This is a genomic window from Devosia epidermidihirudinis, assembly GCF_000971295.1.
GTDB classification, from domain to species: domain Bacteria; phylum Pseudomonadota; class Alphaproteobacteria; order Rhizobiales; family Devosiaceae; genus Devosia; species Devosia epidermidihirudinis.
The window spans coordinates 223,115-248,599 of record NZ_LANJ01000012.1 but is presented as its reverse complement, the minus strand read 5'-3'; the positions used below and the strand labels follow the sequence as shown (position 1 = coordinate 248,599).

General features: G+C 60.6%; 18 protein-coding genes. 13 read left to right on the top strand and 5 right to left on the bottom strand.

Features of this window, described 5'->3' with window-relative positions:
* The first annotated feature begins 120 nt into the window (after positions 1-120).
* Complete coding sequence (gene wecB / locus WH87_RS08165; RefSeq protein ID WP_046140360.1) at positions 121-1,296, top strand: non-hydrolyzing UDP-N-acetylglucosamine 2-epimerase; 1,176 nt, start codon at positions 121-123, stop codon at positions 1,294-1,296.
* Here the strand turns inward: wecB and wecC are convergent.
* Both wecC and WH87_RS08155 read right to left on the bottom strand, forming a co-directional pair.
* Positions 1,269-2,528: a UDP-N-acetyl-D-mannosamine dehydrogenase gene (wecC, locus tag WH87_RS08160; protein WP_046140359.1), complete on the bottom strand. Its 1,260-nt coding sequence runs from the start codon at positions 2,526-2,528 to the stop codon at positions 1,269-1,271. The genes wecB and wecC overlap by 28 nt on opposite strands.
* A 27-nt stretch (positions 2,529-2,555) precedes the next feature.
* Positions 2,556-3,386, bottom strand: a complete 831-nt coding sequence (locus WH87_RS08155) for a WecB/TagA/CpsF family glycosyltransferase (RefSeq protein WP_046140358.1) — start codon at positions 3,384-3,386, stop codon at positions 2,556-2,558.
* A gap of 230 nt (positions 3,387-3,616) precedes the next feature.
* Between WH87_RS08155 and WH87_RS08150 the strand changes: the two genes are divergently transcribed.
* From WH87_RS08150 to WH87_RS08100, 11 genes are all read left to right on the top strand, one after another.
* The gene (locus WH87_RS08150) at positions 3,617-4,582 is read left to right on the top strand and encodes a glycosyltransferase family 2 protein (protein ID WP_245622330.1); all 966 of its coding nucleotides are present in this window, start codon (positions 3,617-3,619) and stop codon (positions 4,580-4,582) included.
* A 37-nt stretch (positions 4,583-4,619) separates the two neighbouring features.
* Positions 4,620-5,849 carry a rhamnosyltransferase WsaF family glycosyltransferase gene (locus tag WH87_RS08145; protein WP_082092563.1) on the top strand — a complete coding sequence of 410 codons (1,230 nt, stop codon included), beginning with the start codon at positions 4,620-4,622 and terminating at the stop codon, positions 5,847-5,849.
* On the top strand, positions 5,846-6,805 hold the full coding sequence (locus tag WH87_RS08140) for a glycosyltransferase family 2 protein (RefSeq protein WP_046140356.1): 960 nt from the start codon (positions 5,846-5,848) through the stop codon (positions 6,803-6,805). The genes WH87_RS08145 and WH87_RS08140 overlap by 4 nt, the downstream gene beginning before the upstream one ends.
* A gap of 175 nt (positions 6,806-6,980) precedes the next feature.
* On the top strand, positions 6,981-8,021 hold the full coding sequence (gene rfbB / locus WH87_RS08135) for a dTDP-glucose 4,6-dehydratase (protein ID WP_046140355.1): 1,041 nt from the start codon (positions 6,981-6,983) through the stop codon (positions 8,019-8,021).
* The gene (gene rfbD, locus WH87_RS08130) at positions 8,018-8,902 is read left to right on the top strand and encodes a dTDP-4-dehydrorhamnose reductase (RefSeq protein ID WP_046140354.1); all 885 of its coding nucleotides are present in this window, start codon (positions 8,018-8,020) and stop codon (positions 8,900-8,902) included. The genes rfbB and rfbD overlap by 4 nt, the downstream gene beginning before the upstream one ends.
* Positions 8,899-9,783, top strand: coding sequence for a glucose-1-phosphate thymidylyltransferase RfbA (gene rfbA / locus WH87_RS08125; RefSeq protein ID WP_046140353.1), 885 nt, complete (start codon positions 8,899-8,901; stop codon positions 9,781-9,783). The genes rfbD and rfbA overlap by 4 nt, the downstream gene beginning before the upstream one ends.
* Positions 9,780-10,358: a dTDP-4-dehydrorhamnose 3,5-epimerase gene (gene rfbC, locus WH87_RS08120; protein ID WP_046140352.1), complete on the top strand. Its 579-nt coding sequence runs from the start codon at positions 9,780-9,782 to the stop codon at positions 10,356-10,358. Before rfbA ends, rfbC begins: the two co-directional genes overlap by 4 nt.
* A gap of 767 nt (positions 10,359-11,125) precedes the next feature.
* A complete protein-coding gene (locus WH87_RS08115) occupies positions 11,126-16,120 on the top strand; it encodes a DUF4082 domain-containing protein (protein WP_245622329.1) in 4,995 nt (1,664 codons plus the stop codon).
* A gap of 27 nt (positions 16,121-16,147) precedes the next feature.
* Entirely contained in the window at positions 16,148-16,453 is a 306-nt protein-coding gene (locus tag WH87_RS08110) for a hypothetical protein (RefSeq protein WP_046140351.1), read from the top strand.
* 20 nt (positions 16,454-16,473) lie between these two features.
* A complete protein-coding gene (locus WH87_RS08105) occupies positions 16,474-18,624 on the top strand; it encodes a peptidase domain-containing ABC transporter (protein WP_046140350.1) in 2,151 nt (716 codons plus the stop codon).
* A gap of 86 nt (positions 18,625-18,710) precedes the next feature.
* Complete coding sequence (locus WH87_RS08100; protein WP_245622328.1) at positions 18,711-20,015, top strand: HlyD family type I secretion periplasmic adaptor subunit; 1,305 nt, start codon at positions 18,711-18,713, stop codon at positions 20,013-20,015.
* Between the two features lie 13 nt (positions 20,016-20,028).
* On the opposite strand, the gene WH87_RS08095 is transcribed toward WH87_RS08100, so the two are convergent.
* Together WH87_RS08095 and WH87_RS08090 are read right to left on the bottom strand one after the other, a co-directional pair.
* Positions 20,029-21,171 (bottom strand): prenyltransferase/squalene oxidase repeat-containing protein, encoded by a 1,143-nt coding sequence (locus WH87_RS08095; protein WP_046140348.1) that lies wholly within the window; start codon positions 21,169-21,171, stop codon positions 20,029-20,031.
* A 228-nt stretch (positions 21,172-21,399) separates the two neighbouring features.
* Entirely contained in the window at positions 21,400-22,320 is a 921-nt protein-coding gene (locus WH87_RS08090) for a glycosyltransferase (RefSeq protein ID WP_046140347.1), read from the bottom strand.
* Between the two features lie 194 nt (positions 22,321-22,514).
* Here WH87_RS08090 and WH87_RS08085 point away from each other — a divergent pair, with 194 nt between their 5' ends.
* A complete protein-coding gene (locus tag WH87_RS08085) occupies positions 22,515-24,104 on the top strand; it encodes a GMC oxidoreductase (protein ID WP_046140346.1) in 1,590 nt (529 codons plus the stop codon).
* 84 nt (positions 24,105-24,188) lie between these two features.
* On the opposite strand, the gene WH87_RS08080 is transcribed toward WH87_RS08085, so the two are convergent.
* Positions 24,189-25,481 (bottom strand): aspartate aminotransferase family protein, encoded by a 1,293-nt coding sequence (locus WH87_RS08080; RefSeq protein ID WP_046140430.1) that lies wholly within the window; start codon positions 25,479-25,481, stop codon positions 24,189-24,191.
* Positions 25,482-25,485 lie beyond the last annotated feature (4 nt).

The following is a 25,485-nucleotide window of genomic DNA, read 5'->3' as shown; positions in this document are numbered from 1 at the left end:
AAGGGGTGTGCGGTGGTCAGACCATGTCAATATCTACCGATATCGAGTTATTCTGGTTGATCTGACCGGCCTTTAGCGTTTTCCCGAAGCCCATTCTGGGCGTGGAACAGGGATGACGATATGCGCAGGATAATGGTGGTTTATGGAACTCGGCCGGAGGCGATCAAGGTTGCTCCGCTGATTGCGGCCATGCGGGCCTCTAGCAATCTGGAGCCGATCGTGACCGTCACCGGCCAACACCGGCAGATGCTCGATCAGGTCAACGCGCTGTTCGGCATCGTGCCCAAGCATGATCTCAACATCATCATGGATCGCCAGACGCTGCCGGGGATCACCTCCCGCGCGCTGGAGGGTGTCTCGGGCGTGATTGAGCGTGAAAAGCCCGATGCGGTTCTGGTGCAAGGCGATACCACCACCTGCTTTGCCGCGGCGTTGGCCGCCTTCTATCAGAAAGTGCCGGTGATCCATCTTGAGGCGGGTCTTCGCACGGGGGACTCCTACAATCCGTTTCCCGAAGAGATGAACCGCGGCATGGTCTCCCGCATCGCTTCCCTGCATCTGGCCCCCACCGAAACCTCGTCACAAAACCTCATAGCTGAGGCCATTCAGCCCGATGCTATCGCAGTGACAGGAAACACGGTGATCGACGCACTGCTTGAAGTCGCCACACGCGTCACCCCACCAACCAATCGCGATCTGCTCCGGCTGGCGGGCCGGCGTACGGTCCTCATTACTGCACACCGCCGCGAGTCCTGGGGTGAACCCATGGCACGCGCAGCGCGGGCAATGGCGCGTCTGGCGCAGATGTTCCCAGAAACGGTGTTCCTGTTGCCGGCGCATCTCAATCCGGCTGTCCGAGAAGTCCTGCTGCCGGCCTTGCAGCATTTGGAGAATGTGTTGATCACCGAGCCGCTCGGCTATTGCGACTTCGTCACCGCGATGCGCGCGTCTGACCTGGTGCTCACCGATAGCGGTGGCGTGCAGGAAGAGGCGCCGAGCCTCGGCAAGCCGGTTTTGGTCATGCGGGAAACGACGGAGCGTCCAGAAGCGGTTGTCGCCGGGACGGTCAAACTGGTGGGGACGGATGAAGACCGGATCGTTGCAGAAGTTAGCAGTCTGCTAACCAATCGTGACGCTTACGACGCAATGGCCAAGGCCGTAAATCCTTACGGCGATGGCCATGCATCAGATCGTTGTGTGCAGTCTATCGAGCATTTCTTCGGCCATGCGACGAGGCCGGTGAACTTTGTCCCCGGCCTTATCCACGATCAGGCCCAGGCGCCGCGCGTGTCGTAAACGACCTTGCCGTTGTGCCGCGTATGGCGCAACGCCTTGAATGCATCGTGCTCCACCAGGAGCACGATAATATCGGCAGCGTCGACCGCTTCGCCCGCATTGACCAACCGCAAGTTCGCGTTGCTCTGCAATTCCTTGGGCAGCTCGGGCACATAGGGGTCGGCCACCATGATTTCGACCTCGGGCAGGGCGCCCGCAATCAATCCCACCACCTCGACTGCCGGGCTTTCCCGGATGTCATCGACATTGGCTTTGAAGGTCAGGCCGAGGCACGCGATCGCTGGTGAGCGGAAGCGGCGGGCCTTGTTGATCACCTGCTCGGCGACGTGGTGAGGCTTGTGATCGTTGACCTCTCGGGCCGTGCGGATGAGTTTGGCCAGGTCCGGTGCAGCCGCTACGATGAACCACGGATCGACGGGAATGCAGTGACCGCCGACGCCTGGACCGGGCGATAGCACATTTACCCGGGGGTGTTGGTTGGCCAGCTTTATGACTTCCCAGACATCGAGCCGCAGGGATTCCGTGATGAGCGACAGCTCATTGGCGAACGCGATATTGACGTCGCGATAGGCGTTCTCGACCAGCTTGGCCATCTCTGCGCTGGCGGCGTCCGTCAGCAGAATCTCGCCCTGTGAGAACACACGGTAGATGCTGGCGGCCTTGATGGCGCAGGCCGTCGTCAGCCCGCCGACCACGCGATTGTTGGTAATCATCTCGATCATGATGCGGCCCGGCAGCACCCGTTCCGGGCAATGCGCCACAAAGATATCCGCGTTGCTACCAACCACATGGGGCATTTTGAGATCCGGACGGACCGCGCCGATCCACTGGCTGACCTTCTCGGTGGTGCCCGGAGGGCTAGTGGATTCCAGCACCACGATGTTCCCCGGTTGCAATTTGGCCGCGACCTGCTCCGCAGCGGCCTGCACATAGGACAAGTCCGCGGTGTGGTCAGGATTAAAAGGTGTAGGAACTGCAATGATATAGGCGTCTGCCTCGGGCATTTCGCGCGACATCGACAGCCGCCCCATCGCCACGGCGCCGCTGACGGCCACCTGCAGATCGGGCTCGATAAACGGCGCTTCACCACGGGAGATGGCATCGACGATCCGTGGGTTCACGTCCACGCCGACCACCTGGATACCGCGCGTCGCCAGCACGGTCGCCGTGGGCAGGCCGATATAGCCCATACCAATTACCGCAAGCCTGCCGCCAAATACTTCATTGAGCATAGTCGTTTCCTGTCAACAGGTTAGAGTTCATGTTTGAGGGGATGAGATGTCCTGCGCGTAAGCCGGACTGGGGCGTACGGCCTCCCGGACCGTCAGGGCGATGAATACGCTATTGGTGGTGAGATACCGCTTCCACATGCGGCCCGGTTCCTGAAGCAGGCGGTACGCCCATTCCAAACCAAGCTTCTGCCAAGCGAGCGGGGCGCGCTTCGTGAGGCCCGCCATCACGTCAAATGAGCCTCCAACGCCGTGCATGACGGGCACGTTGAGCGATTTGTGGTAACGACGGAGGAAGATTTCTTTCTTGGGTGAGGCCATGCCGAGGAAGAGCATGTCAGCGCCGGAGGTGCGGATTTCCTGCGCAATGGCGTCCGCTTCCTGGTCGTTGAAGTAGCCATGATGGCTGCCAGATATCCGCATGCGGGGCCAACGCTTAGCGATGGTCAGTTGAAGTGCCGTGAGAACTTCAGGCTTGGCCCCTAAAAGATAGATGCTGTGTCCCCGGGCGTGAGCCAGGGAAAGGAGGTTTTCGAAAAGGTCGATGCCGGCGACGCGCTCCGGCAGAGGCTTGTGGAGCAGCTTGCTGGCCCAGACGATGGACTGGCCGTCCGCGAGCAGCATGTTGCAGTCGAGCAAAGCATCGCGCAGCGCTGGATCGTGTCGCATGTTGACGATCTTGGCGGCGTTGACGACCCCGATAAGCAGGGGCTGCCGCGTCTGGATGGCACTATCGCATCGACTGACGGCCTCACTCATGCAGAGGCCATCTAAATTGAGGCCAAACAGCAGCCGGCTCTGGGCGAGAGTGCTTCGGGGGGCGGCCTCATCATGCGTCTGGCCATCAACTGCGAATGCCATCTAAGCCTCCTGTGTTTGACCGGACACTAGGAGGAGGCTGTCCGAGCCAACAATCAGTCGGACAGGGGCTGAAGATGAATAGTAGGAGTGCGCCCAAGTCCCGGATTGTAGCCGTCGTGACTAGGGTGCGCTGAGCGCTAAGCAGATTGGCTCGAGCTTAGCCTAAAATCTCTAATTCACCCCAGTCGCTGCAGAAGGTTAGCTCGCCCCAAGACTTCAAGGAGGTTGGGGTGACCACTGCCAGCGTGATCGACTATTCCAGACACCAGAGGCCCGTGAAGCGCCCGTTGGCTGTTGTTATTGTCACCTATAACAGCGCCGACGCGTTGGGCGGTTTGCTCGATACGCTGGGACATGGGCTGAACGGGGTCCCGTTCGCGGAAGTGGTCGTGGCCGACAATGCATCCAGCGATGAATCCGTTTCGATTGCAGAGAGCCATTCAATCGGGGCGCGAGTGGTTCGAACCGGACGCAATGGCGGCTATGCGGCGGGTATCAACGCTGCTGTCGCAACTATTGATCCCAGCGCCGATCTGCTGATCCTCAACCCCGATATTCGCCTTGAGCCGGGGACCGCGGCGCTGCTCGCTGCGCCGTTGCAGCGTCGGGGGATTGGCATGGCCGTTCCTCGGATCCTGCACGAAGACGGCACTCTTTATCACTCCTTGCGGCGCGAACCATCTCTGGCAACCGCCTGGGCGGATGCGTTACTGGGCACCAAGTTGGGCAGCGGTCTCGACCGCGGCGAATGCATCTGTGACAGCAATGTCTACGATCACGCCAATATGGTCGATTGGGCGAGTGGGGCAGCGTTGGCTGTGTCCGCCGAGGCCCGCGCCAAGGTCGGAGACTGGGACGAGAGTTTCTTTCTCTATAGCGAGGAAGTTGATTATCAGCGGCGGGTTCGCGCGGCAGGCTTTCACATTGTCTATGTGCCGGAGGCCAGGCTGGTTCATATCGGCGGCGACTACCAACGCAACGCCCGATTGTATTCCATTCTCACCGCCAACCGGGTGCGCGACTATTCTCGTCATCACGGGGCCTTTTCGACCATGCTGTTTCGCTTCGCGGTGGTGACCGGTGAGCTATTGCGCAGCGTGGGGGGCTCTAAAGTGCATCGTGCGGGCGTCGAAGCGGCGCTAAAGTGGACCGGGGCGTCCGAGGCCGTTGCTATCCCAAAGGCCCGAAATGCTTGAGCAGTTGGCGGGCCGCCGCAGGCGTGGGACAGGTTTGATGTCGTCGATCCGTCAGCTCAATGCCTGGCGCCACTATCAGCAGATGGCGTGGATATTGCGCCATGAGGGGATATCCGGAGCGGCTGACCGCTTGCGCGAGAAAGCCGCAACTGCACTTGAGCCCAGCATGGCCCGCCGTATTGTGCGCGACGAGGACATTCTCAGGGCCGATCTGGAGAACCCGCCCCAGCATCTCTATGCGCAACCGAAGGGCGACGAGACAATCTGGTTAAACTGGCTGATGACAGCGCCCAATGCCGGTTCAGGTGGGCATACGACGATCTTCAGGATCATCCGGCATCTTGAGGAAAATGGCTATCGCAACCGCGTCTATTTTTATGATGCGCGCCTGACCAGCATCGATGGTTATGTGTCCGCGCTACGCAACTATTACGGTTTCCACGGACCAGTGGCCCGATTTTCCGGCGCAATGGAAGATGCTCACGGGGTCTTCGCGACCAGTTGGCCGACAGCTTACGCAGCCTATTCAAGCAACAATGCGGGCAAGCGCTTCTATTTCGTACAGGATTTCGAACCGGACTTTTATCCGGTGAGCGCGGATCGCATCCTTGCCGAGAACACCTACCATATGGGGTTTCATGCGATCACGGCCGGACGCTGGCTCAAACAGAAGTTGATGGACGAATATGCCATGGAGGCGGACGCCTTCGATTTCGGCTGTGACACCCAGCATTACTTCAATCGCAGTGGGCCCCGGAACGGCATCGCTTTCTATGCCCGACCGGGTACGGCGCGGCGGGGCTATGAGATTGGTATTCTTGCGCTGCAGCTGTTCGCAGCACGAAGACCCGATATCGAGATTCATCTTTATGGCGAGGTGGTGGATACTCTGCCGTTCCCCGTCGTGAACCACGGGCTTGCGACGCCGGCGACGCTGAATGATATCTACAACGCCTGTTATGCCGGTCTCAGCCTGTCTCTGACCAATGTGTCCCTGGTGCCGCTCGAAATGCTCGCGTCAGGCTGCATTCCTGTCCTGAACGACGCGCCACACAATCGCATGGTCATCGATAATCCGCATGTCCACTACGCACCCGCGACGCCGCAGGCCCTGTCGCGAAGTCTTGAGGCCATAGTCGGCATGTCGGATTTCCAGCCGTACTCGCGGGCGGCGGCCGAGAGCCAGCAAGGCGTGCGATGGGAAGGGGCTGGTGAGGCCGTGGATCAGGCGATCCGCCGCGCACTGAGTGGAGGGCAGGGGGTATGATCACTATCGACGTTGTTGTGCCCTGCTACAACTATGCGCGTTTTTTGCGCCAGGCTGTCGAAAGCGCGGTGTTTCAAGACGGCGTAGACGTGCGCGTTCTGGTTATCGATGATTGTTCCAGCGACCAGACGCCCCAGGTTGGCGCCGCCCTGGCCCATGAATATCCGATGGTGAAATTCACTCGGCACCTTTCCAACAAGGGGCATGTGGCAACGTTTAACGAGGGGATCGCGACACTGACAGCGGACTACTTCCTGCTGTTGTCTGCTGACGACTATCTGTTGCCCGGCGCGCTTCTGCGGGCTGCCCAGTTGATGGAGAGTCGGCCGGAGGTGGCTTTCGTTTTTGGCCGGGCTTTCCTCTTAGGCGACAATCATGCGCCTGCCGCCATGGTACCCCTGACGCGCGGCATCACGCCCGAGGGCGCCTGCGTGCTCCCAAGTCGACGCTTCATTGCCCTATCCAGTGCCAACAATATCGTGCCCACGCCGACGGCGGTGGTGCGCACGCGCGCTCAACTGGCAGCGGGCGGCTATCGATCTGATCTGCCACATACCGGCGACATGGAAATGTGGCTGCGGCTCGCGGCATATGGTGATGTTGGCTATGTCGACGCCGACCAAGCGGTTTACCGGTTGCACGGCACCAATATGTCGATTGCCTATGACGGCCTCGCCGACCTGGAGGCGCGTCGCATGGCGCTGGCGATTTTCATTGCCGATGGCGCTCAGCGTATCGATCCGACCGGGGCGCTGGAGCGGGAGTGTCTGCATCGCTTCTCGGGCGAGGCCTTCCGGATGGCGAGCATGGCGCTCAATCGGGGAGAGACAAAAGCTGCCGCGCGCTACCGTGACTATGGGCTGTCAATTTCGCCGACCGCCCGGTTTTCAACGCGCTGGCTGAAGCTTCTCGCCAAGCAGGTTCTCCACCATCAGATGCTCCCCGTCAGCCAGTGAGCACCGTGAGGTCCTCCCTGGCTAGAACGAGCTAGTCGCCTTACGTGGCGACAGTGGATGTCGGGCGCTAGCTCTATGGGCCTAAGCAACTCCGGCAATTGTCGCTATCGCAAATTCACGAGTACCGTCAGGCCTTAAGCGGCACCTGACCGCCCATTATGCGAAGGCAGCTGAGATGACAATTCTCGTGACGGGCGGCGCCGGATTCATTGGGTCAAATTTCATTCGCAACTGGATGGCGGAAACTGAAGAGCCCGTTGTTAATCTAGACAAGCTGACCTATGCGGGTAACCTCGACAACCTGCGGGCTGTGGAGCAGTCCTCCCATTACAAGTTTATCCATGGCGATATTGCTGACGCTATCCGTGTGCGGGCGCTTCTGGGGGATTTTGGCATTCGGGCCATTATCCATTTTGCCGCCGAGAGCCATGTCGATCGGTCCATTTCTGGGCCGATGGGTTTTGTGGATACCAATGTGGTGGGCACTGCGCATTTGCTGCAGGCGGCGTTGGAGCACTGGCAGCGGGGCAATCCGCTGACCTTTTTGCATGTATCAACCGACGAGGTTTTTGGCTCGCTGGAGCCAGATGATCCGCCGTTTATCGAGACTTCGCCTTACAGGCCAAACAGTCCGTATGCAGCCAGCAAGGCGGCCTCTGACCACTTGGTACGCGCCTATGGTGAGACCTATGGCCTGCCGGTGCTGATCTCGCATTGTTCCAACAATTACGGGCCCTATCACTTTCCGGAAAAGCTCATCCCGCTGCTGATCTACAACGCCACCAATGGCCGGGACTTGCCGCTTTATGGAGATGGCAAGCAGGTGCGAGACTGGCTCTATGTAGCCGACCACTGCCAGGCACTTCGCATGATTTTGCAGGGCGGTGTGCCCGGCGAGACCTACAATATCGGCGGCGGCGCAGAGCGGCAAAACATCGAGGTGGCGCGCAGCGTATGTGCCTTGCTTGACGACTATGTACCGCTGGTCGATGGCAGCTATAGCGACCAGATTGTGCTGGTCCGCGATCGTCCGGGTCATGACCGACGCTATGCGATCAGTAGCGCCAAGCTGCAATCTGACCTCGGCTGGTCGCCGACGCATAGCTTTGAGGCGGGGCTGGCCAAGACGGTTCAGTGGTATCTCGATCATCGCCATTGGACGGCCATGGTTACGGGCGGCAGTTATCGCGACTGGGTCGCCGAGCAATACACATGAGGATCCTGATTGTGGGTGGTTCGGGGCAGGTGGGCTGGGAGCTACAGCGCGCGCTGGCGCCCCTTGGCGAGATCGTCGTGGCGTCGCGCACGTCGTTGAATCTGCTTGACCCAATCAGCGTAGGGCACGTGTGGGACGACCATCGCCCGGACGTTTTGGTCAATGCAGCTGGCTATACCGCTGTCGATCGCGCTGAGGCTCAGCCGCAGGAGGCCGACGCGATCAATCATCGAGCGGTGGATATCCTCGCGCGCCTTGCCGCCCGGCATGGTGGCTGGCTTGTCCATTTCTCCAGCGACTATGTTTATGACGGGGAGGGGACGGCGCCTTTTGTCGAGACCGATACTCCGGCACCCCTGAACACTTACGGGCGCAGCAAGTTGGCGGGCGACGAGGCAATTCGAGCTTCCGGATGCCGCCACCTGATTTTTAGAACATCCTGGGTGCATGCAGCGCGGGGACAGAATTTCGTCCGAACCATCCTGCGTCTGGCGGCTGAGCGGACAACGTTGAACGTGGTGGACGACCAGGTCGGCGCGCCGACCAGCGCTGAACTGATTGCCGATATCACTGCGCATGCCCTGCGGCAGATGATCGATGGGGATGCGCCCGATGGCGTCTATCATCTGGCCGCGGCGGGAGCGGCGAGCTGGTATGATGTTGCCCTGCACATCATTGCGGAGGCGCGCAGGCTAGGTGCTTCGCTCGCGCTAGAGGCCGATTCCATCACGCCAATTCCCACGCGAGACTATCCCACTCCCGCCACACGGCCGCTGAATTCGCGGTTGGACATGCAAATGCTTCGCGAGACGTTCGGCATAACGGTGCCAGATTGGCAGCACGGAATCGCGCGCTCCGTTGCCGAATTGGTGGCAGCATGAACCGGTGTGGCATCATTCTGGCGGGGGGCAATGGCACACGGCTGCATCCCGCCACCTTCGCAATGTCCAAGCAGCTGCTGCCTGTCTATGACAAGCCGATGATCTACTACTCGATGACCACGCTGATGTTGGCGGGCATTCGGGATATGCTGGTTATCTCGACGCCAGAGGATCTGCCGCGTTTCCGTCGCCTGTTGGGCAGCGGAGAGCAGTGGGGTGTTTCGTTCGCCTATGCTGAGCAGGCGACCCCGGCCGGTCTGGCGCAAGCATTTTTGATTGGCGAGGACTTCATCGCCCAGCGCGCCAGTGCCCTCGTGCTGGGGGACAATCTGTTTTTCGGGCATGATTTCCCGGCGCTGCTCAACCGGGCCGATATGGGCAATCACGGGGCGACGGTGTTCGTCTATCACGTTGATGACGCCAGCCGGTATGGCGTGGCCGAGTTCGACAAGCACGGCGTTGTCATCGGCATCGAAGAAAAGCCCGCCGTTCCGAAATCGAACTACGCGGTAACAGGGCTGTACTTCTACGACCCTGATGTGGTCTCGCTCGCCAAAAGCCTGAAACCTTCGCATCGCAACGAGTTGGAGATTACCGATCTCAATCGGCTCTATCTCGATGGTGGCCGGTTGCATGTGCAGATCATGGGGCGTGGCTATGCCTGGCTGGATACCGGCACGCATGACTCACTGTTGGAGGCCGGGCAGTTCATCGCGACGGTCGAGCACCGGCAGGGGCAAAAGATCGCCTGCCCGGAGGAAATCGCCTGGCGACAGGGCTGGATTGATACCGCCGAATTGCTCGCTCTGGCCGCCCCACTCGAAAACAGCGGTTATGGGCGATACCTGCGCAACCTCGCGACAGAGGCGCTTTTGACGTGAACGCCATTGAGCTGGAACTCGAAGGGCTGGTTGTGCTGGAGCCGCGGGTACTTGCGGACGAGCGCGGCGCATTCTTTGAAAGCTACAACGATGCGCTCTTTACTGAGCTTACCGGCTATCGACGGCCGTTTGTTCAGGACAATCACTCAATATCGCATGCTGGCGTATTGCGCGGGCTGCACTATCAATTGGAGCCAGGCGCGCAGGGCAAACTGGTGCGGGTGCTACAGGGCTCGATCTTTGATGTGGCGGTGGATTTGCGGCCACAGTCCGACACCCTAGGGCAGTGGGCCGGGGTCACCCTGTCAGCAGAGAACCACAAGCAGCTCTGGATCCCGCCGGGATTTGCGCATGGGTTTTTGGCGCTGAGCGATTGCGAGGTGCTCTACAAGGCTGACGCCTACTATCAGCCTTCGCTGGAACGCTCGATCCGCTGGGATGATGCCGATATCGGGATTGCGTGGCCGCTGTTCGGCGACCCGCTTCTGTCGGGCAAGGATGCCGCTGCCTTGCCGCTGCGGGTTGCCTTGATCCCGGCAGATCCGAAACTGGTCGGCGAACTAGACCGGCAATAATCCTTCGATTGATTTCGGCACCCCGTCTCGCGTGCAAACCTCGTGCACGTAAGCTCATGGGGACTCGTATGAAAACGTACAGCACCGCCATCCGCAGCCAACCTGGTACCCAGTTCAGCACGGTCGCGAAGACCGCCGCCGCAACGAAGATGCACCGGCAGCGCCTGTCCCAACGGAGCAAGGCTGTTACCAATTATCGGAGCGAGGCTAAGTCTGTTTGGGACGCCGCGCCGCTTGCTTCGCCGCAGGACCATGGTGGGGCCGGAAACGTGTTCCGCCGCGCATTTTCTGCGCAGCCTTCGAGTACTGGTGGGCGGTTTTTTGCAACGGTACCGTCGTTCGTCGAGCCGTTCGTCGCCGGACCATCGAGCGCTTCTGCTGCCGCTCCGACGTCAGGTGCGCCGCAACCTGCACTGACGCCGCCCCCGGTTACCTCGGCTCCGCTGAATGTTCCGCCAAGTGCGACTTCGTCCGGAGCGTCGGTCCCAAACACCACGAGCCAACCCTCCACTCCAAACACGCCGCTGCCAGTTATGCCCGAGAGCGCGGAGGCCGTTGCGCCGCCAAGTGAAATCGCGCCTTCAACTGCTTTGGCGGATTGGCGCGGCAGTTGGGTTTCGGCTGCCGCGACGACGCCCTGTGGCTCTTGTACCGGTCGCGCTTGCACCATGTGTTCGATCCGCACTGGCGGGCCGACGGCATCCAATGGGCAACCGACGGGTTACGCGTCGCGGACGCTGATGTTCTTTGATTCATCGGAGGAGGCCGTGAGCGTCAAAGCGATCGCGCCATCCCTGACCGTGTCGAGCGCCGCGCCAGAAGCCAAGGGGCTAATGGCGCCTGCGGCTGCCGTGACGAACGCGATTGTGCTGGAAAACCAGAAGCAGGGCACGCCCGAAAGCGTCTGGATGATCGGCAAGGCGGACGCCACCATTGAAGGCTATGCCGCCCAGTTTACCCTGAACCATGGGCAGACCGTCGATTTCAAGATCAACACAGACTCCAAGAACTACCAGATCGATATCTATCGCCTTGGCTACTATGGCGGCATGGGCGCGCGGAAGGTCGACACGATCAATCGCACCCTCACGACGGCGCAAGCCCAGCCGCTGCCGCTGTTTGATCCCACAACCAAACTGGTTGATGCCGGGAACTGGTCTGTGTCCGCCTCATGGGCCGTGCCACAGGATGCGGTGTCTGGCGTCTATTTCGCCAAGTTGACGCGGTTGGATGGCTCGGGCGGGGCCAATATGATCCCGTTCATTGTGCGCGATGACGAGGCACCAAGCGATATAACCTTTCAGACCTCCGACACGACCTGGCAGGCCTACAACTGGTGGGGCGGCTACAACTTCTACGGGGGCATTGACGCCGGAGGACATGCGGGCCGGGCCAGCGCGGTCAGCTATAACCGGCCGATCATCACGCGAGATGGTGGCTTCTCAGCGGGACCGCAGGATTTCGTGTTCGGCGTCGAATACCCCGCCATCCGGTTTCTCGAGCAGAACGGCTATGACGTAAATTACATCTCGGGCATCGACACAGCCGCCAACGCGGCGCAGCTGTTGAACAGTAAGGTGTTCTTGTCAGTTGGCCATGACGAGTACTGGTCCGGCGAGCAGCGCGCCAATGTCGAGGCAGCACGTGATGCGGGCGTGAATCTGCAGTTCTGGAGTGGCAACGAAGTCTATTGGCAGACCCGCTGGGAAGCCAGTATCGACGGCTCGGGGACACCCTACAAGACTCTCGTTTCCTACAAGGAACGCTGGGACAACGCCAATTCGGATGTCGAGGGCACGACATCGACTTGGCGCGATCCCGTCTATGGATCGGGACAGCCAGAGAACAGCCTGACCGGCACGATCTTCACCGTCGACTCCTATCGGCTCGATGCGATCAATGTGCCTTATGACATGTCGCAGCTGCGCTTCTGGAGCAACACCGCGGTAGCTGGCCTTGCGCCCGGCGAGGTCTACACGCTCACCAAGAACCTCCTGGGCTACGAGTGGAACTCAGATCTCGACAATGGCTTCAGGCCAACAGGGCTTGTGCCCCTGTCATCGACTACGGTGGATGTGAACTCACTGTTGCTGGACTATGGCAACGCTGTGGGACCGGGTACGGCGTCGCACAGCCTGACCCTTTACCGCGCCCCGAGCGGCGCCTTGGTCTTCGGTGCGGGCACGGTCTACTGGTCGTGGGGGCTTGATAGCCACCACGACAACGAGCCGACGCCGACCGATCCCAATGTGCAGCAGGCGATGGTCAATCTGTTCGCTGATATGGGCGTTCAGCCGGCAACGCTGATGCAAAGCCTGGCGGTCGCGGCGCAAACAACCGATCACGCCGCTCCGACAACGACGATCACCTCACCAACCTCCGCTGGCGCTTTGACCGCGGCCCAGACGGTCACGATCACCGGTACGGCAACCGATACCGGTGGTGGCAAGGTGGCGGTGGTTGAGGTGTCGACCAATGGCGGCGTCTCCTGGCATCGCGCGTCCGGCGCTGCCACCTGGACCTATAGTTGGACCCCGATTGTGGGTGGGACCTACACCATTCTGTCGCGGGCCGTTGACGACAGCGTCAATCTTGAAACCCCCAGCGCGGGCATTACCGTAAACGTTGACCAAGGCGGATCGGGCAATCTGTTTGCCGCCAATGAGTTGCCGACCCGGCCATTTGTCAGCGACACGACGCCCGTCAATGTTGGCGTGACGTTCAGTGCTAGCCAGTCTGGCAGCATTGTCGGGTTGCGCTATTACAAGGGCGTGGGCAATACCGGCGAGCATGTAGGCTCGCTGTGGACCTCTACTGGGACATTGCTTGCAAAGGCGACTTTCAAAAACGAAACCCTGAGCGGATGGCAGACGGTCATCTTCGACACGCCGATTTCGATCCAGGCCGGCACCAGCTACGTCGCCAGTTACTTTGGATCGCTTGGTTACGCGGCTACCGCAGGTTACTTCGACAGTCCCGTCACGCGTGGCGCGCTGACGGCGACGGGTGGCAAGTATGTCTACGCCAACCAGAATGCGTTCCCGACGCTCAATAACACCGCGGGAACGAACTATTGGGTCGACGTGATCTATAGCGGCGTGGCTTTGCCCAACGATCCGCCGATAGCGAGGAACGATAACGGCTTTCTTGTCCAGCGCAACACGCCGATCACGTTCTCGGCCGCCACCTTGCTGGCCAATGACACCGATCCAAACAATGACCCGCTGACGATTATTGGCGCGGGCGCGGCTTCTGGCGGCACGGTGGTGTTTAACGCACAGAACCAGACGCTCACTTTTACGCCCAACGCCAATTTCACCGGCCAGGCGAGCTTTGGGTATTCGATTTCCGACGGTCGCGGTGGCACCGGCTCGGCCCTAGTCAACATGGAAGTGGTGGCTGCTGTCACCAACAGTTCGCTGTTCAACACCAACAACACGCCCACGAACCTGTCGAGCAACGACGCGGCTCAGGTCAATCTAGGCGTCAAGTTCGTCGCTTCAGCAGCCGGGACGATCACCGGTATCAAATACTACAAGAGCGCTACCGACCTCGGGACACATACGGGCTCGCTCTGGAGCAGCACCGGCACCTTGCTGGCTTCGGCAGTGTTCGCCAATGAAACCGCCAGCGGCTGGCAAACGGTGACATTTGGCAGCCCTGTGCAGATCAGCGCCGGGACCACCTATGTCGCGAGCTTCCATAGCAATGGGAACTACGCGACATCGCCCAACTACTTCACGACCGATCATGTGAGCGGCCTGCTGACGGCGCCCGCTGCAGGCAATGGCGTCTTCACCTATGGAACCGGCAATGTGATGCCGACCAGCAGCTATAACGGCACCAATTACTGGGTGGACGTCGTGCTCGCCTCGACGGGTACGGTCAACCGCTCCCCAGTCGCCGTCAATGATAGCGGGCAGACCACGCCGCTCAACACGGCGCTAACGTTCAGTTCCGCCGCCTTGCTGGCCAATGACACTGACCCTGACGGCGACCCATTGACGATTACGGGGGTGAGCGGCGCGGTCAATGGCACGGTGGTCTACAACGCCCAGGCCAACACCGTCGTGTTCACACCGACTTCTGGCTATTTCGGCACGGCGTCGTTCATCTATGCCATCTCGGACGGCAAGGGCGGCACCGCATCGGCGACGGTTGGGCTAACCGTTCTGGCAGCCCCAAACCGTCCTCCGGTGAGCAATAATGATAGCGGCTATGTGACGACAACCGGGCAGGCCCTGCAGATCGCTGCGGCGAGCCTCTTGGCCAATGACACCGACCCTGATGGTGACCTGCTGACCATCTCTGGCGTCAGCGGTGCGACCAACGGCACGGTCAGCTTCAATGCTCAAACCAACATCGTGACCTTTACGCCCAATGCCGGATACACAGGCGCTGCTGGCTTTACCTATTCGGTGTCAGACGGAAAGGGCGGATCGGCCTCGGCTGGTGTGTCCCTGGCGGTCAATGCACCAGCGACCGGGAGCTCCGTGTTCGGCAGTGGCGCGACGCCGGCCAATGTGACGGTCAATGACACCAGCTCTGTCGAGCTCGGCATGCGGTTCACTGTGGCCTCAGCGGGCGCGATCACGGGTATCAAATTCTACAAGGGTCCACAGAATGTCGGCACGCATACCGGCACTCTGTGGAGCAGCACAGGTGCGCAACTAGGCACAGTCACCTTCACCAATGAAAGTGCGTCTGGTTGGCAGACAGCCACGTTCAGCAACCCGATCGCGGTGGCGGCGGGCGGCAGTTACATCGTCTCCTACCACGCCCCCACCGGTTACTATTCGGCTACCGGTGCTTTCTTCGGCGCGGCCACAACCAACGGGGCGCTTACCGCGACGCAGAGCGTGCCCGGGAGCCTCAACGGCCTTTACAGCTACGGCTCCAGCACGGTGCTGCCGACCAATAGCTACAATGCGACCAACTACTGGGTCGACGTCGTCTACCAGCAAGGCGCCAATGTCGCGCCGACGGCGGTCAATGACACCGGCCTGGTGACGCAGCGGAACACCGTGCTGCAAGTCGCAGCGGCGACGTTGCTGGCCAATGACAGCGATGCCAACGGCGATCCTTTGGTGGTTACAGGCGTTGGCGGTGCGTCCAATGGCGTTGTCGCTTTCAACCAGCAGACCAATACGATCACCTTCACGCCCACGACTGACTACTCCGGCGCCGCCGGGTTCAGCTACTCGATCTCTGATGGTCGCGGTGGCACGGCGACGGCCAATGTATCGCTGACGGTGGCTGCACCGGCCACGGGGATCTCGCTATTCCCGAGCAGCGCGACGCCGACAACGGCAGCGGTGAACGACCCGAACAGTGTCGAACTGGGCATGAAATTCACCACGAGCCAGAACGGCACCATCACCGGGATCCGCTTCTATAAGGGCGCACAGAACACCGGCACCCATACGGGTACGCTGTGGAGTGCGGCGGGCGCTAATTTGGGGACGTTGACGTTTCAGAACGAGACCGCGAGCGGCTGGCAGACTGCCTCGTTCGCGACGCCGATCTCGGTTACGGCAGGCAACACCTACGTGGTCTCCTACCACAGCAACGGTAACTACTCCGCTTCGGCGGGTGGTTTCGCGTCCGCTGTCACCTCCGGGCCGCTCACTGCGCCATCCAGCTCAACTAGTGGCGGCAATGGGCTTTATGCGTATGGCAGCACCAGCGCATTTCCGACCAGTAGCTACAACGCCACCAACTACCATGTCGACGTCGTCTTCAACGGATCGCTGGCGTCCTGAGCCAGTTCGAACGCAAGGAAAGCTATTATGCAAGGCGAACTCTACGCTGACGCCATCGGCGAAATCACCGTCACCGGGACTGTGGTGCGGCTCGATTTGGTGAGCCTATCCGCCACCATGCGCGACGATATGGGCCAGCCTGTGCCGGAACATCGCCAGCGCATCGTTATGTCGCTGGAAGGCTTTGCCAACAGCTTTGATGTGTTGCAAAAGGCAATGGCTGGGCTGATCGAGGCTGGCGCCATTCGCCGCAATGACGATGTGGTCGTGCCGGTTGCCTCGGGCAAGGCCAATGGCAGCGCACACCACAACGCCTCGCCGAACTTCGTCTGAGCGGTGGCGCCACGTCCACCATGGGTCCCCAGGTTCAAACCGGCCCTGAATGCCTCGCGGTAGCGCTGCGGCATCACGGGTTTGATGGCAATGCCGAGCGATTGGTTGCGGATTATGCGATCCGCGACGAAGGCATCAGCTTTGAGCTGATGCTGCGCATGGCGCGCGACGCCGGTTTGCGAGCCCATCGCACCAAGGTCAACCAAAAGGCCATTTTGCGACTTGGTCAGGCCTATCCGGCCTTGGCCCGACTTCAAAATGGCAATTGGGTCGCCGTGCTGGGCGCTGAGTTGGGCGAAGGAGGGGAAGCCGTTCTCCGCCTCTATGATCCGCTGGCGGAAGCGCCGGGCGGGCAAATTGAAGTCAAGCTTGACCAGTTCGCCAAGCACTGGAACGGCGACCTGTTGCTGACCAAGCGCAGCTATCGCCTGGCGGATCCCGAACAACCCTTTGGCTTTCGCTGGTTCATTCCAGAGATATTGCAGCAGAGGCGGTTGTTCATGGACGTCGCTGTGGCGGCGCTCTTCCTTTACGCGCTGGGGCTGGCCACGCCGATTTTCTTCCAGCTCGTGATCGACAAAGTGTTGGTTCACCAAAGCTACTCGACATTGTCGGTGCTCGCGGTGGGTGTTGGCGTCGCGCTGCTGTTCGAGGCGATGTTTGTTTTCCTGCGCCGATACCTGTTGATCTACGCAACGAACCGCATCGACATTCGTGTTGCCACGCGGACATTCAAACACCTGCTCGACTTGCCGATCACCTTTTTCGAGCAGGCTTCGGCCGGCGTCCTCGTCAAACACATGCAGCAGTCCAGCCGCATCCGAGAGTTTCTGACGGGTCGGTTGTTCCTGACGCTGCTCGATGCGCTGTCGCTATTCGTGTTCGTGCCGGTGCTGCTGCTCTACAGCACGACATTATCGATGATCGTGCTCGGATTCAGCGCGCTGATCGGGCTGGTGGTGGCGCTACTTGTCGCGCCATTTCGCAAGCGGCTTGCGGCGCTCTATGCGGCTGAGGGCGAGCGGCAGGGTCTGCTGGTGGAGACCGTCCACGGCATGCGGACGCTGAAGTCGCTGGCGATGGAGCCCTTGCAGCGGCGGGTATGGGATGACCGGTCGGCGCAGACAATCAATACGCGGTTCAAGGTCGAAACCATTTCGATTACCGCCCAAGCGGTCACTGGCCTGCTGGAAAAGCTGATGGGGGTGGCCATCATCGGCGTCGGTGCGTTGCAGGTGTTCGACGGGATGATGACGGTCGGAGCGCTGATCGCGTTCAATATGCTGGCTGGGCGCGTCTCAGGACCGCTCGTCCAAATCGTGACTATGGTGCACGAGTACCAGGAAGTGGCGCTCTCGGTTCGCATGCTCGGCGTCGTGATGAACGAGAAAGAGGAGCGCTCGGGCCGCACCGAAGGCCTCCGGCCAGATCTGGCCGGTGGGATAGATTTCGAGAACGTGGCGTTTCGCTATCGGCAGGATGGGGCCTTTGCGCTCAACGACATCAGCTTTTCGGTGCCTGACGGCAGCATTATGGGCGTGGTTGGGCGAAGTGGGTCCGGTAAGAGTACGGTTACGCGTTTGATCCAAGGCTTGTATCCGATCCAGCAGGGATTGATCCGCATTGGCGGGCACGATGTGCGCGAGCTCGACCTCAATCATCTGCGCAGGAGTGTCGGCGTTGTGCTGCAGGATAATTTCCTGTTTCGGGGCACGGTGCGCGACAACATCGCGGCAGCCAAGCCTGACGCGACTTTCGAGCAGGTCGTGGCGGCGGCAAAACTGGCTGGCGCCGTCGAGTTCATCGAGCAATTGCCGCGTGGCTATGACACGCTGATCGAGGAGGGGGCCGAGAATCTGTCCGGCGGGCAACGCCAGCGACTGTCCATCGCCCGGGCGCTCGTCACCGACCCCAAGATCCTTATTCTCGATGAGGCCACGAGCGCTCTCGATCCAGAGAGCGAAGCCATCGTCAAACGCAGCATCAAAGGCATCGCGGCGGGCCGCACGGTGATCATCGTGTCCCATCGCTTGTCCATGCTCACCGACGCGGATGCGATCCTGGTTGTTGATCGCGGGCGGTTGGTTGATGTGGGGCCACATAGCCAGCTGGTGTCGCGCTGCACGACGTATCGGCACCTGTGGAACCAGCAGATGAAGCTTGTCGGATGAGTGCTCAACCCAAAATCGTCCGCCCGGCAAAAGCCACGAAGGTACCCAAACTCATCCTGGTAAAGCCCGCCGCACAGGCTGCGGTGATGGATTTTCAAACTGATGCGATTGCACTGGAAGAGCGCAAGCCGCCTATCACAGCGCGGCTGACGCTGTACCTGGTGGCGACTGCCATTGGTTGCGGCATCTGGTGGGCGAGCGTGTCCAATATCGACGAGATCGTCGTGGCGCCCGGTAAGCTCACGACGTCTGAGCCAACGCTGGTCATGCAGCCGTTCGAAACGTCGATCATTCGGACGATCTCGGTGAAGTCTGGCGACATCGTCCACAAAGGGCAATTGTTGGCCACACTGGATCCCACCTTTGCCTCAGCCGATTCCGGGCAGTTGCAAGCCAAGCTCGCGGGCTTCAAGGCTCAAATTGACCGGATCAAGGCGGAGCTGGCGGGCACGCGCTACGTGGCGCCTGCTGGCGCTTCGTCTGAGGCGCAAATGCAGGGCCAACTCGCAGCGCAGCGCTATGCCGCCTATCAAGCCAAACTTGCGGATTTCGACGCTCAGATCGCCCATGTCAACGCGACGCTAGAGGCGTCCAAGGCGCAAGAGGCGATGTTGGACAAGCGGCTGACGGGCCTGCAGGAAATCCAGACCATGCACGAAACGCTGGCCGATGCCGGCAATGGCTCGCGTCTCAATTTCATGCAAAGCCGTGATCTGAGCCTCGATATTCAGGTAACGCTCACGCAGGTGCGCGGCCAGTATGCCGAGGCTGTGCAACAGCTCGAGCAGACCAGGGCCGAACGGCAGAACTATATCGAGGACTATCGTCGGCTAGCCATGGAGGCCCTCGTTGATCTTGAGGACAAGCAGGCTGGCGCAGGCGAAGAGCTGCGGAAGGTCAATCTGCGTAGCTCCATGTCGGAACTAGTTGCCCCCGCCGATGCCGCTGTTCTGGAGGTTGCCCAGCGCTCCGTTGCGTCAGTGGTGCAGCCAGCCGAGCCGTTGATCACGCTGGTGCCACTCAATGTGCCGCTGGAGGTCGAAGTCACCGTCGCCAGCAATGACATTGGCCATCTGGCCATTGGCGACGCGGCGAGGATTAAGTTTGATGCCTTCCCCTTTCAGGAGCATGGCACGATCGAGGGTAAGGTCATCTCGATCAGCGAGAACTCCTTCGCTAAGCCAGCCGACGCCAATCCTGCGGGTGGCGCCGCATTCTATAGGGTACGGATTGCCTTGGGAGAGGATCAACTCAAGCAGGTTCCGGCGACGTTCCGGCTGCTGCCCGGCATGACCGTCTCAGCAGAAATTCACGCCGGCGAGCGCAGCGTGATTTCGTATTTCCTCTATCCGCTGATCCGGGGGTTGGACGAAAGCCTGCGGGAGCCCTGAGGCTCCCGATGGTTTATGTGTTGGCTCGCAGTTGTTGCACCACGCCGCGCGAACGCCAGGCGTAGAGCATCCAGCCGAATTCATAGGGGCGGCATTCTCGGTCCACTTTGCCGGGGGGCATGGTGACGTCGAGGCCGGGCAGGTGCCAGCCGGTCTTGATGGCAGTCGTGGCGGCCGAAATGGTCCGCACGAGTTTTGGTGGCTCGCTGCGGCCAACCTTTCGCCAGATGACGCCGTCTTCGACCGATACCATTGCTTCTTTGGTTTCCGGACGCTCATCGATCCACTTGAGGCCCTTTGCCAGTGCGTCACGATGGTCAGCGCCGCCGGCCTCCTGCAAGTCGAGCAGGGCCATGGGGGCCATGGCGTGCTGGTGGACGCTGTAGACGGGATAACCCTCGACCACGCTGCCGTCGCGGGTGTCGTAGTGCCACCACCATTGACCGGCTGGTCCCTGGAGCGCCACGATCCGCGCAGCGCAGGCTTCTGAAGCTCGCATCGCGCGATCATCTCGGTCGACATAACCGAGGCGGGCGAGAGCCTGAATGGAATAGACCTGATCGGCAAAGCAGCCGACATGCGATCGACCCCATCCGGCTGCCGAGGTCGGCGTAACGTGAGGGAACAGGCCGCTATCCGATTGGCTTGCCAGGAGCCGATCTGTCGCCAGTTTCTCGAGCTCTCTCGTATCGCCGAGGTGACGAGCCGCCAAAGCAGCAGTCAGCGTCCAGGCGCAGGAGACAGTTTCGACGCTTGCGCCGGGACGCAGGGCGTTTTCAAGCAGATCGAGAAGGCCTTTGGCGTATACACCGGCAGTCTCGGCCGCCGCCCATGCAGCAAGCGCTATCGCGCCAGTGTCATCAGAGCGCGCGGCGCGGCTGATGCAGGACAGGGCGAGTTCCGCTGCGGTTTTGCCGCCCAGAATACGCCGTTGTGTAGAAATTGGTGTCCAAAGGAGACCTTGGGCCACGTTGATCGTATAGCGCAGATTGTCGCCTTCGGCCTTGGTGCCGGAGCCGTTGCGATTGCCGATGCTGCGCATCGTGTGGGGGAAGCGCATGCCGCTCATGGCCATGCGGCTCAGGCCTTTGACCGCAAGGTCGCAGAACTCTAACAGGCGCTTGCGTGTGTCTGCGAAAGCGGGACTCAGCAACATGATCCGATCCTGACTGGGATCAGAACTCTCGTTCGGCTCGGAGGGGCCTGCGAATTCCTGCAACATGATCGTCCCTTGCTCTCGTATACCGGCGGTGTTTGTGGTGCCGAGACTGGCACGGGTCCGATGACCTGTATTTCGCTCATGCGATGGAGCGTTGGGCGTGGCGGTTGCGCTGGTGGGGTAGGTGTATGCGGCGGGCTAGGCCGATGGATGCATCACAAAGCTCTAGCGGTTTTCCCGATTCCACATGTCGACCATGCCGGCTGCATCGTCATGCAGCGCGAGACCAAGCATTCGCCGGGCGCGATAGAGCCGGACGCGTGTCACACAGCCCAGAGCCAGCAGACGTTCGCGCCAACCGTCGACCCGATCCGAGCGCATGAGCTTGATCGCTTCGGCGGCGGGAGAGGCAGCCATGGCAACGCTTTTGGCCACCCATCGCGCCATGCCCAACGGCTTGTCGCGAATATCGGCAAATTCATGCGCCACGTGACGATCCCACCGACGGGCCAACTCGGCGAAGGACCGACATGAGGGCGTGTAAACGCGCGCCTCGGGCACATAGGCGATGTGAAAACCCATGCCGGTAGCGCGCTGGCCCCATTCGGTGTCTTCCATAGTGCCGATGCCGCCGAACGGGCCAACCGCCCTAAACACGCTGGCACGCACCGCCATATTGCCCGTGGCGGCAAAGCCGTGGCGCTCGACATAGATGCGCGCACGATAGCTGTAGACGTTTTCGTAGGCCTCCACGGCCGTCAGTCGAGAGGCATCGGCGGGACGAATGCGAATGTCTCCGCCGATGAAGTCGATGTCAGGGTGCTCGTCAAAGTACCGGTAGATTGTTGCCACCCAGTTGGGTGAGGCGACGCAGTCGGCGTCCACAAAGGCCAGGATGGGCGCGCGCGCTTCGGAGGCACCTAAGTTGCGGGCGGGGCCAGGGCCTGGCGTCGGTTGTTTCAGCAGGCGGACCTCCGAAACAAGTGAAACGGCCGTTTCGGGCAACTCGCGCGAGCCATTGTCGACTACGATGATTTCGAACGGCACACCATCGCCGCGCTGCCCATCTAGGGAGCGCAGGCAGGTGAGCAGATCGGGCTCATTCAGATGGGGCAGGATCACGCTTACGAGGGGCCGATCGTCCACTTGTTCTATCTCCGGCAGCGCGGGTTCGTCTGGATCCGCGTCACCAGAATGGTGCCCTGACAAGGATATCGGCAATAACCCGAGCATTGCGTCGCGCTAGCTCCAATTGCTGTCGAAGCGCCTCTTTGTGATCACGCAAATAGAGTGGCTGGTCGGGTTAGGGTTGGCTCGCACAACTGCATCTGGAGTGAGCAATGGCGATCCGTGATTTGTCCAAGGATGACGACAAGGCAGTCGATAGTGCGACCTATTGTGTCGTCGGAGGCGGTATTGCCGGATTGTTGCTTGCAACGCGTCTCGCACGGAAAAATCGACAAGTCATCGTATTGGAAAGCGGTACGCTAGCCTTCGATGCGGAGATTCATGCGCTCAATGAGATTGATGATCCATCAGGACGCTACTCGCGCGCACTGACAGGACGCTATCGCGGGCTAGGGGGCTCGTCGTCGCGTTGGGGCGGGCGGATGATCCCGATCAGCCCCGAGGATCAAAGTGCGCGCGATCACGTTTCGCAACCAGAATGGCCGATCTCCCCCGGCGTACTGGAAGGCTACCAGCATGAGCTGGAAAAGCTGTTTTCGGTGGGACACGACTCTTTCGAAGAAATCGACAGGTCGGCTCCCGGTTCGTCAGGCCTATTTCTCGCCGACCAAGAGGACTTCAAAGCGCGTTGGGCCAAGTGCCCGACCTTCAAGCGATGCAACATCGTGTCCATGCTCGGAAAGGAGGTGCGGTCGAGCCCGAACATTAGGGTTTGGCTCAATGCGACTGTGTCCGAGTTTGATGTCGACAGCGCAAGCGGCCGTTTACGGGCTGTTACAGCAAAGAGCCTGATGGGACAGTCAATTACGATAGAGGCCAGGGAATTCGCGATCGCCGCGGGCACGATCGAATCCACGCGGCTGCTGCTGATGCTTCACGAGGCCAGTGGCCATAACGCCTTCGCCCGCACCGACGCGCTCGGGAGTTACTTTCAGGATCACCTTAAGGCCGAGATTGCGGTGGCAGGGCGGCAGCGGCCTGATTTTAGCAACCACCTGTTGAGCTATCGCTTCATCAAGGGCACTCGGCGTGATTTGCACCTGGAGCTGTCGCATGGAGCCCAGCGGAGTGACGCCGTCGCAAGTTCGTTCGTCTACGTGTCGATGGACCTAGGGAATAGTGGTCTAGCCGTCATCAAAAGCATTGCGCATGGGCTGCAACAGCGAAAGGTCGAGGTGCAGCACTTGCGGGCAGCCGCCAAGGATGTTGGCCTGATCGCCCGCGGTGCATTCTGGCGCATGTGGCACAAGCAGCTCTATGTGCCGCCGGGCGTCAATTTCAGGCTGATGACATCCATTGAGCAACTGCCCGATCCGCAAAACCGCATTCGTCTGTCAGAAAATCGAGACCGGCTTGGCGTCAAGAAGCCGCTGTTTGAGTGGAAACCACGCGATCCAGACGAGAAAACATTCCAATCCACGGTCAAGCACCTGAAGCGCTACTGGCAACGATCAACGCTGGATACTCTGTGTCCGCTGACCTGGGCGCCAGTGGTGGATAATCCGGATGCCAAGATCATCGACCAGGCCGAGGCTTGCGCGCACCCATCGGGCTCAACCCGCATGGGAACCAATCCTGCCACCTCCGTGGTCGGCCCAAACCTGAGATGCCACGACGTGCCCAACGTCGCCGTCGCCAGCGCCTCAGTTTTCCCCACAGCAGGCAGCGCCAACCCCACCTTCACCATCATGAAGCTGGCCCTCTGGCTAGCGGACTCCTACATGAGCTTCCCGGTGCTTTAGGGGGCTAACACGCCGGTGGGCAGCGCCATGCTCTCGAGATTTTTCGGTGTGCCAACGCCGCGGGGTGCGGCGTTGGCACTGATATTACTGGGCGATTTCCATGGCGGCGGCGCGGGCGGCCTCCAAGGTCTTGTCGACGACTTCGTCGTTGTGCTCCGAGGACACAAACCAGGCGCCTCGTTCCAGCACGCGAACGCCGTTGCGGAGCAGGGCCTGTGCGAAACGGGCATATCCAGCTTTGTCAGACTTCGCGAGATCGCGGTAGTTCTGAGCGGGGGCATCTAGCCCGAACGCGACGTGGAACATCAATTCGAAGCCGGTGACCTGCGCCTTGATGCCCGCATCCGCGAGCACGGACCGCAGTCCATCACGCAGCCGCACGCCATATTTCGAAGACTTTTCGTAGTGTTCTGGGGTCAGTGCAAGCTGGGTTGCCAGCATGGCGGCCATGGGCACCGGCTGCGAGTTGAAGGTACCCCCGTGGAGGACGCCGCCGGTGGCAAAGAGATCCATAAGATCGGCGCGTCCAACAATCGCCGCAACCGGGAAACCGTTGGCAATGGCTTTGGCGAAAATTGACAGGTCGGGCGTGACGTTGAACCGACCCTGTGCGCCCTTTTGGCCCAGTCGGAAGCCGGTGATCACCTCGTCAAAAATAAGAATTGTGCCGTGCTTGCGGCATGCAGCCTGCACACCTTCAAGGTAGCCAGGCAGGGGGGAGATGGCCCCCTGGTTGCACATTGCTGCTTCCATCAGGACCGCGGCCACGTCGCCGCGCGCAAGGCGAGCCTCTACCGCCGCAAGGTCGTTCCACTGCAGAATATCGAGACCGTCCGCATCGGCCGTGCTCTGGCCCTTGCTGCCGGGAACCAGGGCAGGGTGATCGCCTGAGCCGGCATCGGCAAGAGCCGGCGCGGTCGACCACAGGATATTGTCGAACCAGCCGTGGTAGTGACCTTCAAACTTCAGAATTGTGCGGCGACCTGTTGCTGCGCGCGAAAGGCGCATCGCTGCCTGAGCAACTTCTGAGCCTGAAGAGCCGAAGCGCAACTTCTCAGCGCTTGGAATGCGATCACAGATGATATGGGCCGCGTCATATTCGACTTGAGACTGGCCTGCGAAAAGGATGCCCTTGTCGACTTGAGCCTTCACTGCGGCCTGCACGCCAGCAGGGCTGTGCCCGAGAACCATGGCGCCCATGCCACAGTAATAGTCGATGATCTTGTTGCCATCGACATCGTGCAGGTAGGCGCCTTCGCCATGTGTAAACACTAGGGGGCCGTGCCCCATGCCGAGGCGGAAATTGCTGTTGACGCCACCGGGCACAAAGCGGGATTCTTGCGCAATAATGCGGGCAGACTCGTCAAACTTCAGCATCAGA

What these genes read in the sequence shown, in the direction of transcription:
- wecB (WP_046140360.1), top strand. Translation starts at nt 121, where the DNA reads ATGCGCAGGATAATGGTGGTTTATGGAACTCGGCCGGAGGCGATCAAG.
- wecC (WP_046140359.1), bottom strand. Translation starts at nt 2,528, where the DNA reads ATGCTCAATGAAGTATTTGGCGGCAGGCTTGCGGTAATTGGTATGGGC.
- WH87_RS08155 (WP_046140358.1), bottom strand. Translation starts at nt 3,386, where the DNA reads ATGGCATTCGCAGTTGATGGCCAGACGCATGATGAGGCCGCCCCCCGA.
- WH87_RS08145 (WP_082092563.1), top strand. Translation starts at nt 4,620, where the DNA reads ATGTCGTCGATCCGTCAGCTCAATGCCTGGCGCCACTATCAGCAGATG.
- WH87_RS08140 (WP_046140356.1), top strand. Translation starts at nt 5,846, where the DNA reads ATGATCACTATCGACGTTGTTGTGCCCTGCTACAACTATGCGCGTTTT.
- rfbB (WP_046140355.1), top strand. Translation starts at nt 6,981, where the DNA reads ATGACAATTCTCGTGACGGGCGGCGCCGGATTCATTGGGTCAAATTTC.
- rfbD (WP_046140354.1), top strand. Translation starts at nt 8,018, where the DNA reads ATGAGGATCCTGATTGTGGGTGGTTCGGGGCAGGTGGGCTGGGAGCTA.
- rfbA (WP_046140353.1), top strand. Translation starts at nt 8,899, where the DNA reads ATGAACCGGTGTGGCATCATTCTGGCGGGGGGCAATGGCACACGGCTG.
- WH87_RS08110 (WP_046140351.1), top strand. Translation starts at nt 16,148, where the DNA reads ATGCAAGGCGAACTCTACGCTGACGCCATCGGCGAAATCACCGTCACC.
- WH87_RS08105 (WP_046140350.1), top strand. Translation starts at nt 16,474, where the DNA reads ATGGGTCCCCAGGTTCAAACCGGCCCTGAATGCCTCGCGGTAGCGCTG.
- WH87_RS08100 (WP_245622328.1), top strand. Translation starts at nt 18,711, where the DNA reads ATGGATTTTCAAACTGATGCGATTGCACTGGAAGAGCGCAAGCCGCCT.
- WH87_RS08095 (WP_046140348.1), bottom strand. Translation starts at nt 21,171, where the DNA reads ATGTTGCTGAGTCCCGCTTTCGCAGACACACGCAAGCGCCTGTTAGAG.
- WH87_RS08085 (WP_046140346.1), top strand. Translation starts at nt 22,515, where the DNA reads ATGGCGATCCGTGATTTGTCCAAGGATGACGACAAGGCAGTCGATAGT.
- WH87_RS08080 (WP_046140430.1), bottom strand. Translation starts at nt 25,481, where the DNA reads ATGCTGAAGTTTGACGAGTCTGCCCGCATTATTGCGCAAGAATCCCGC.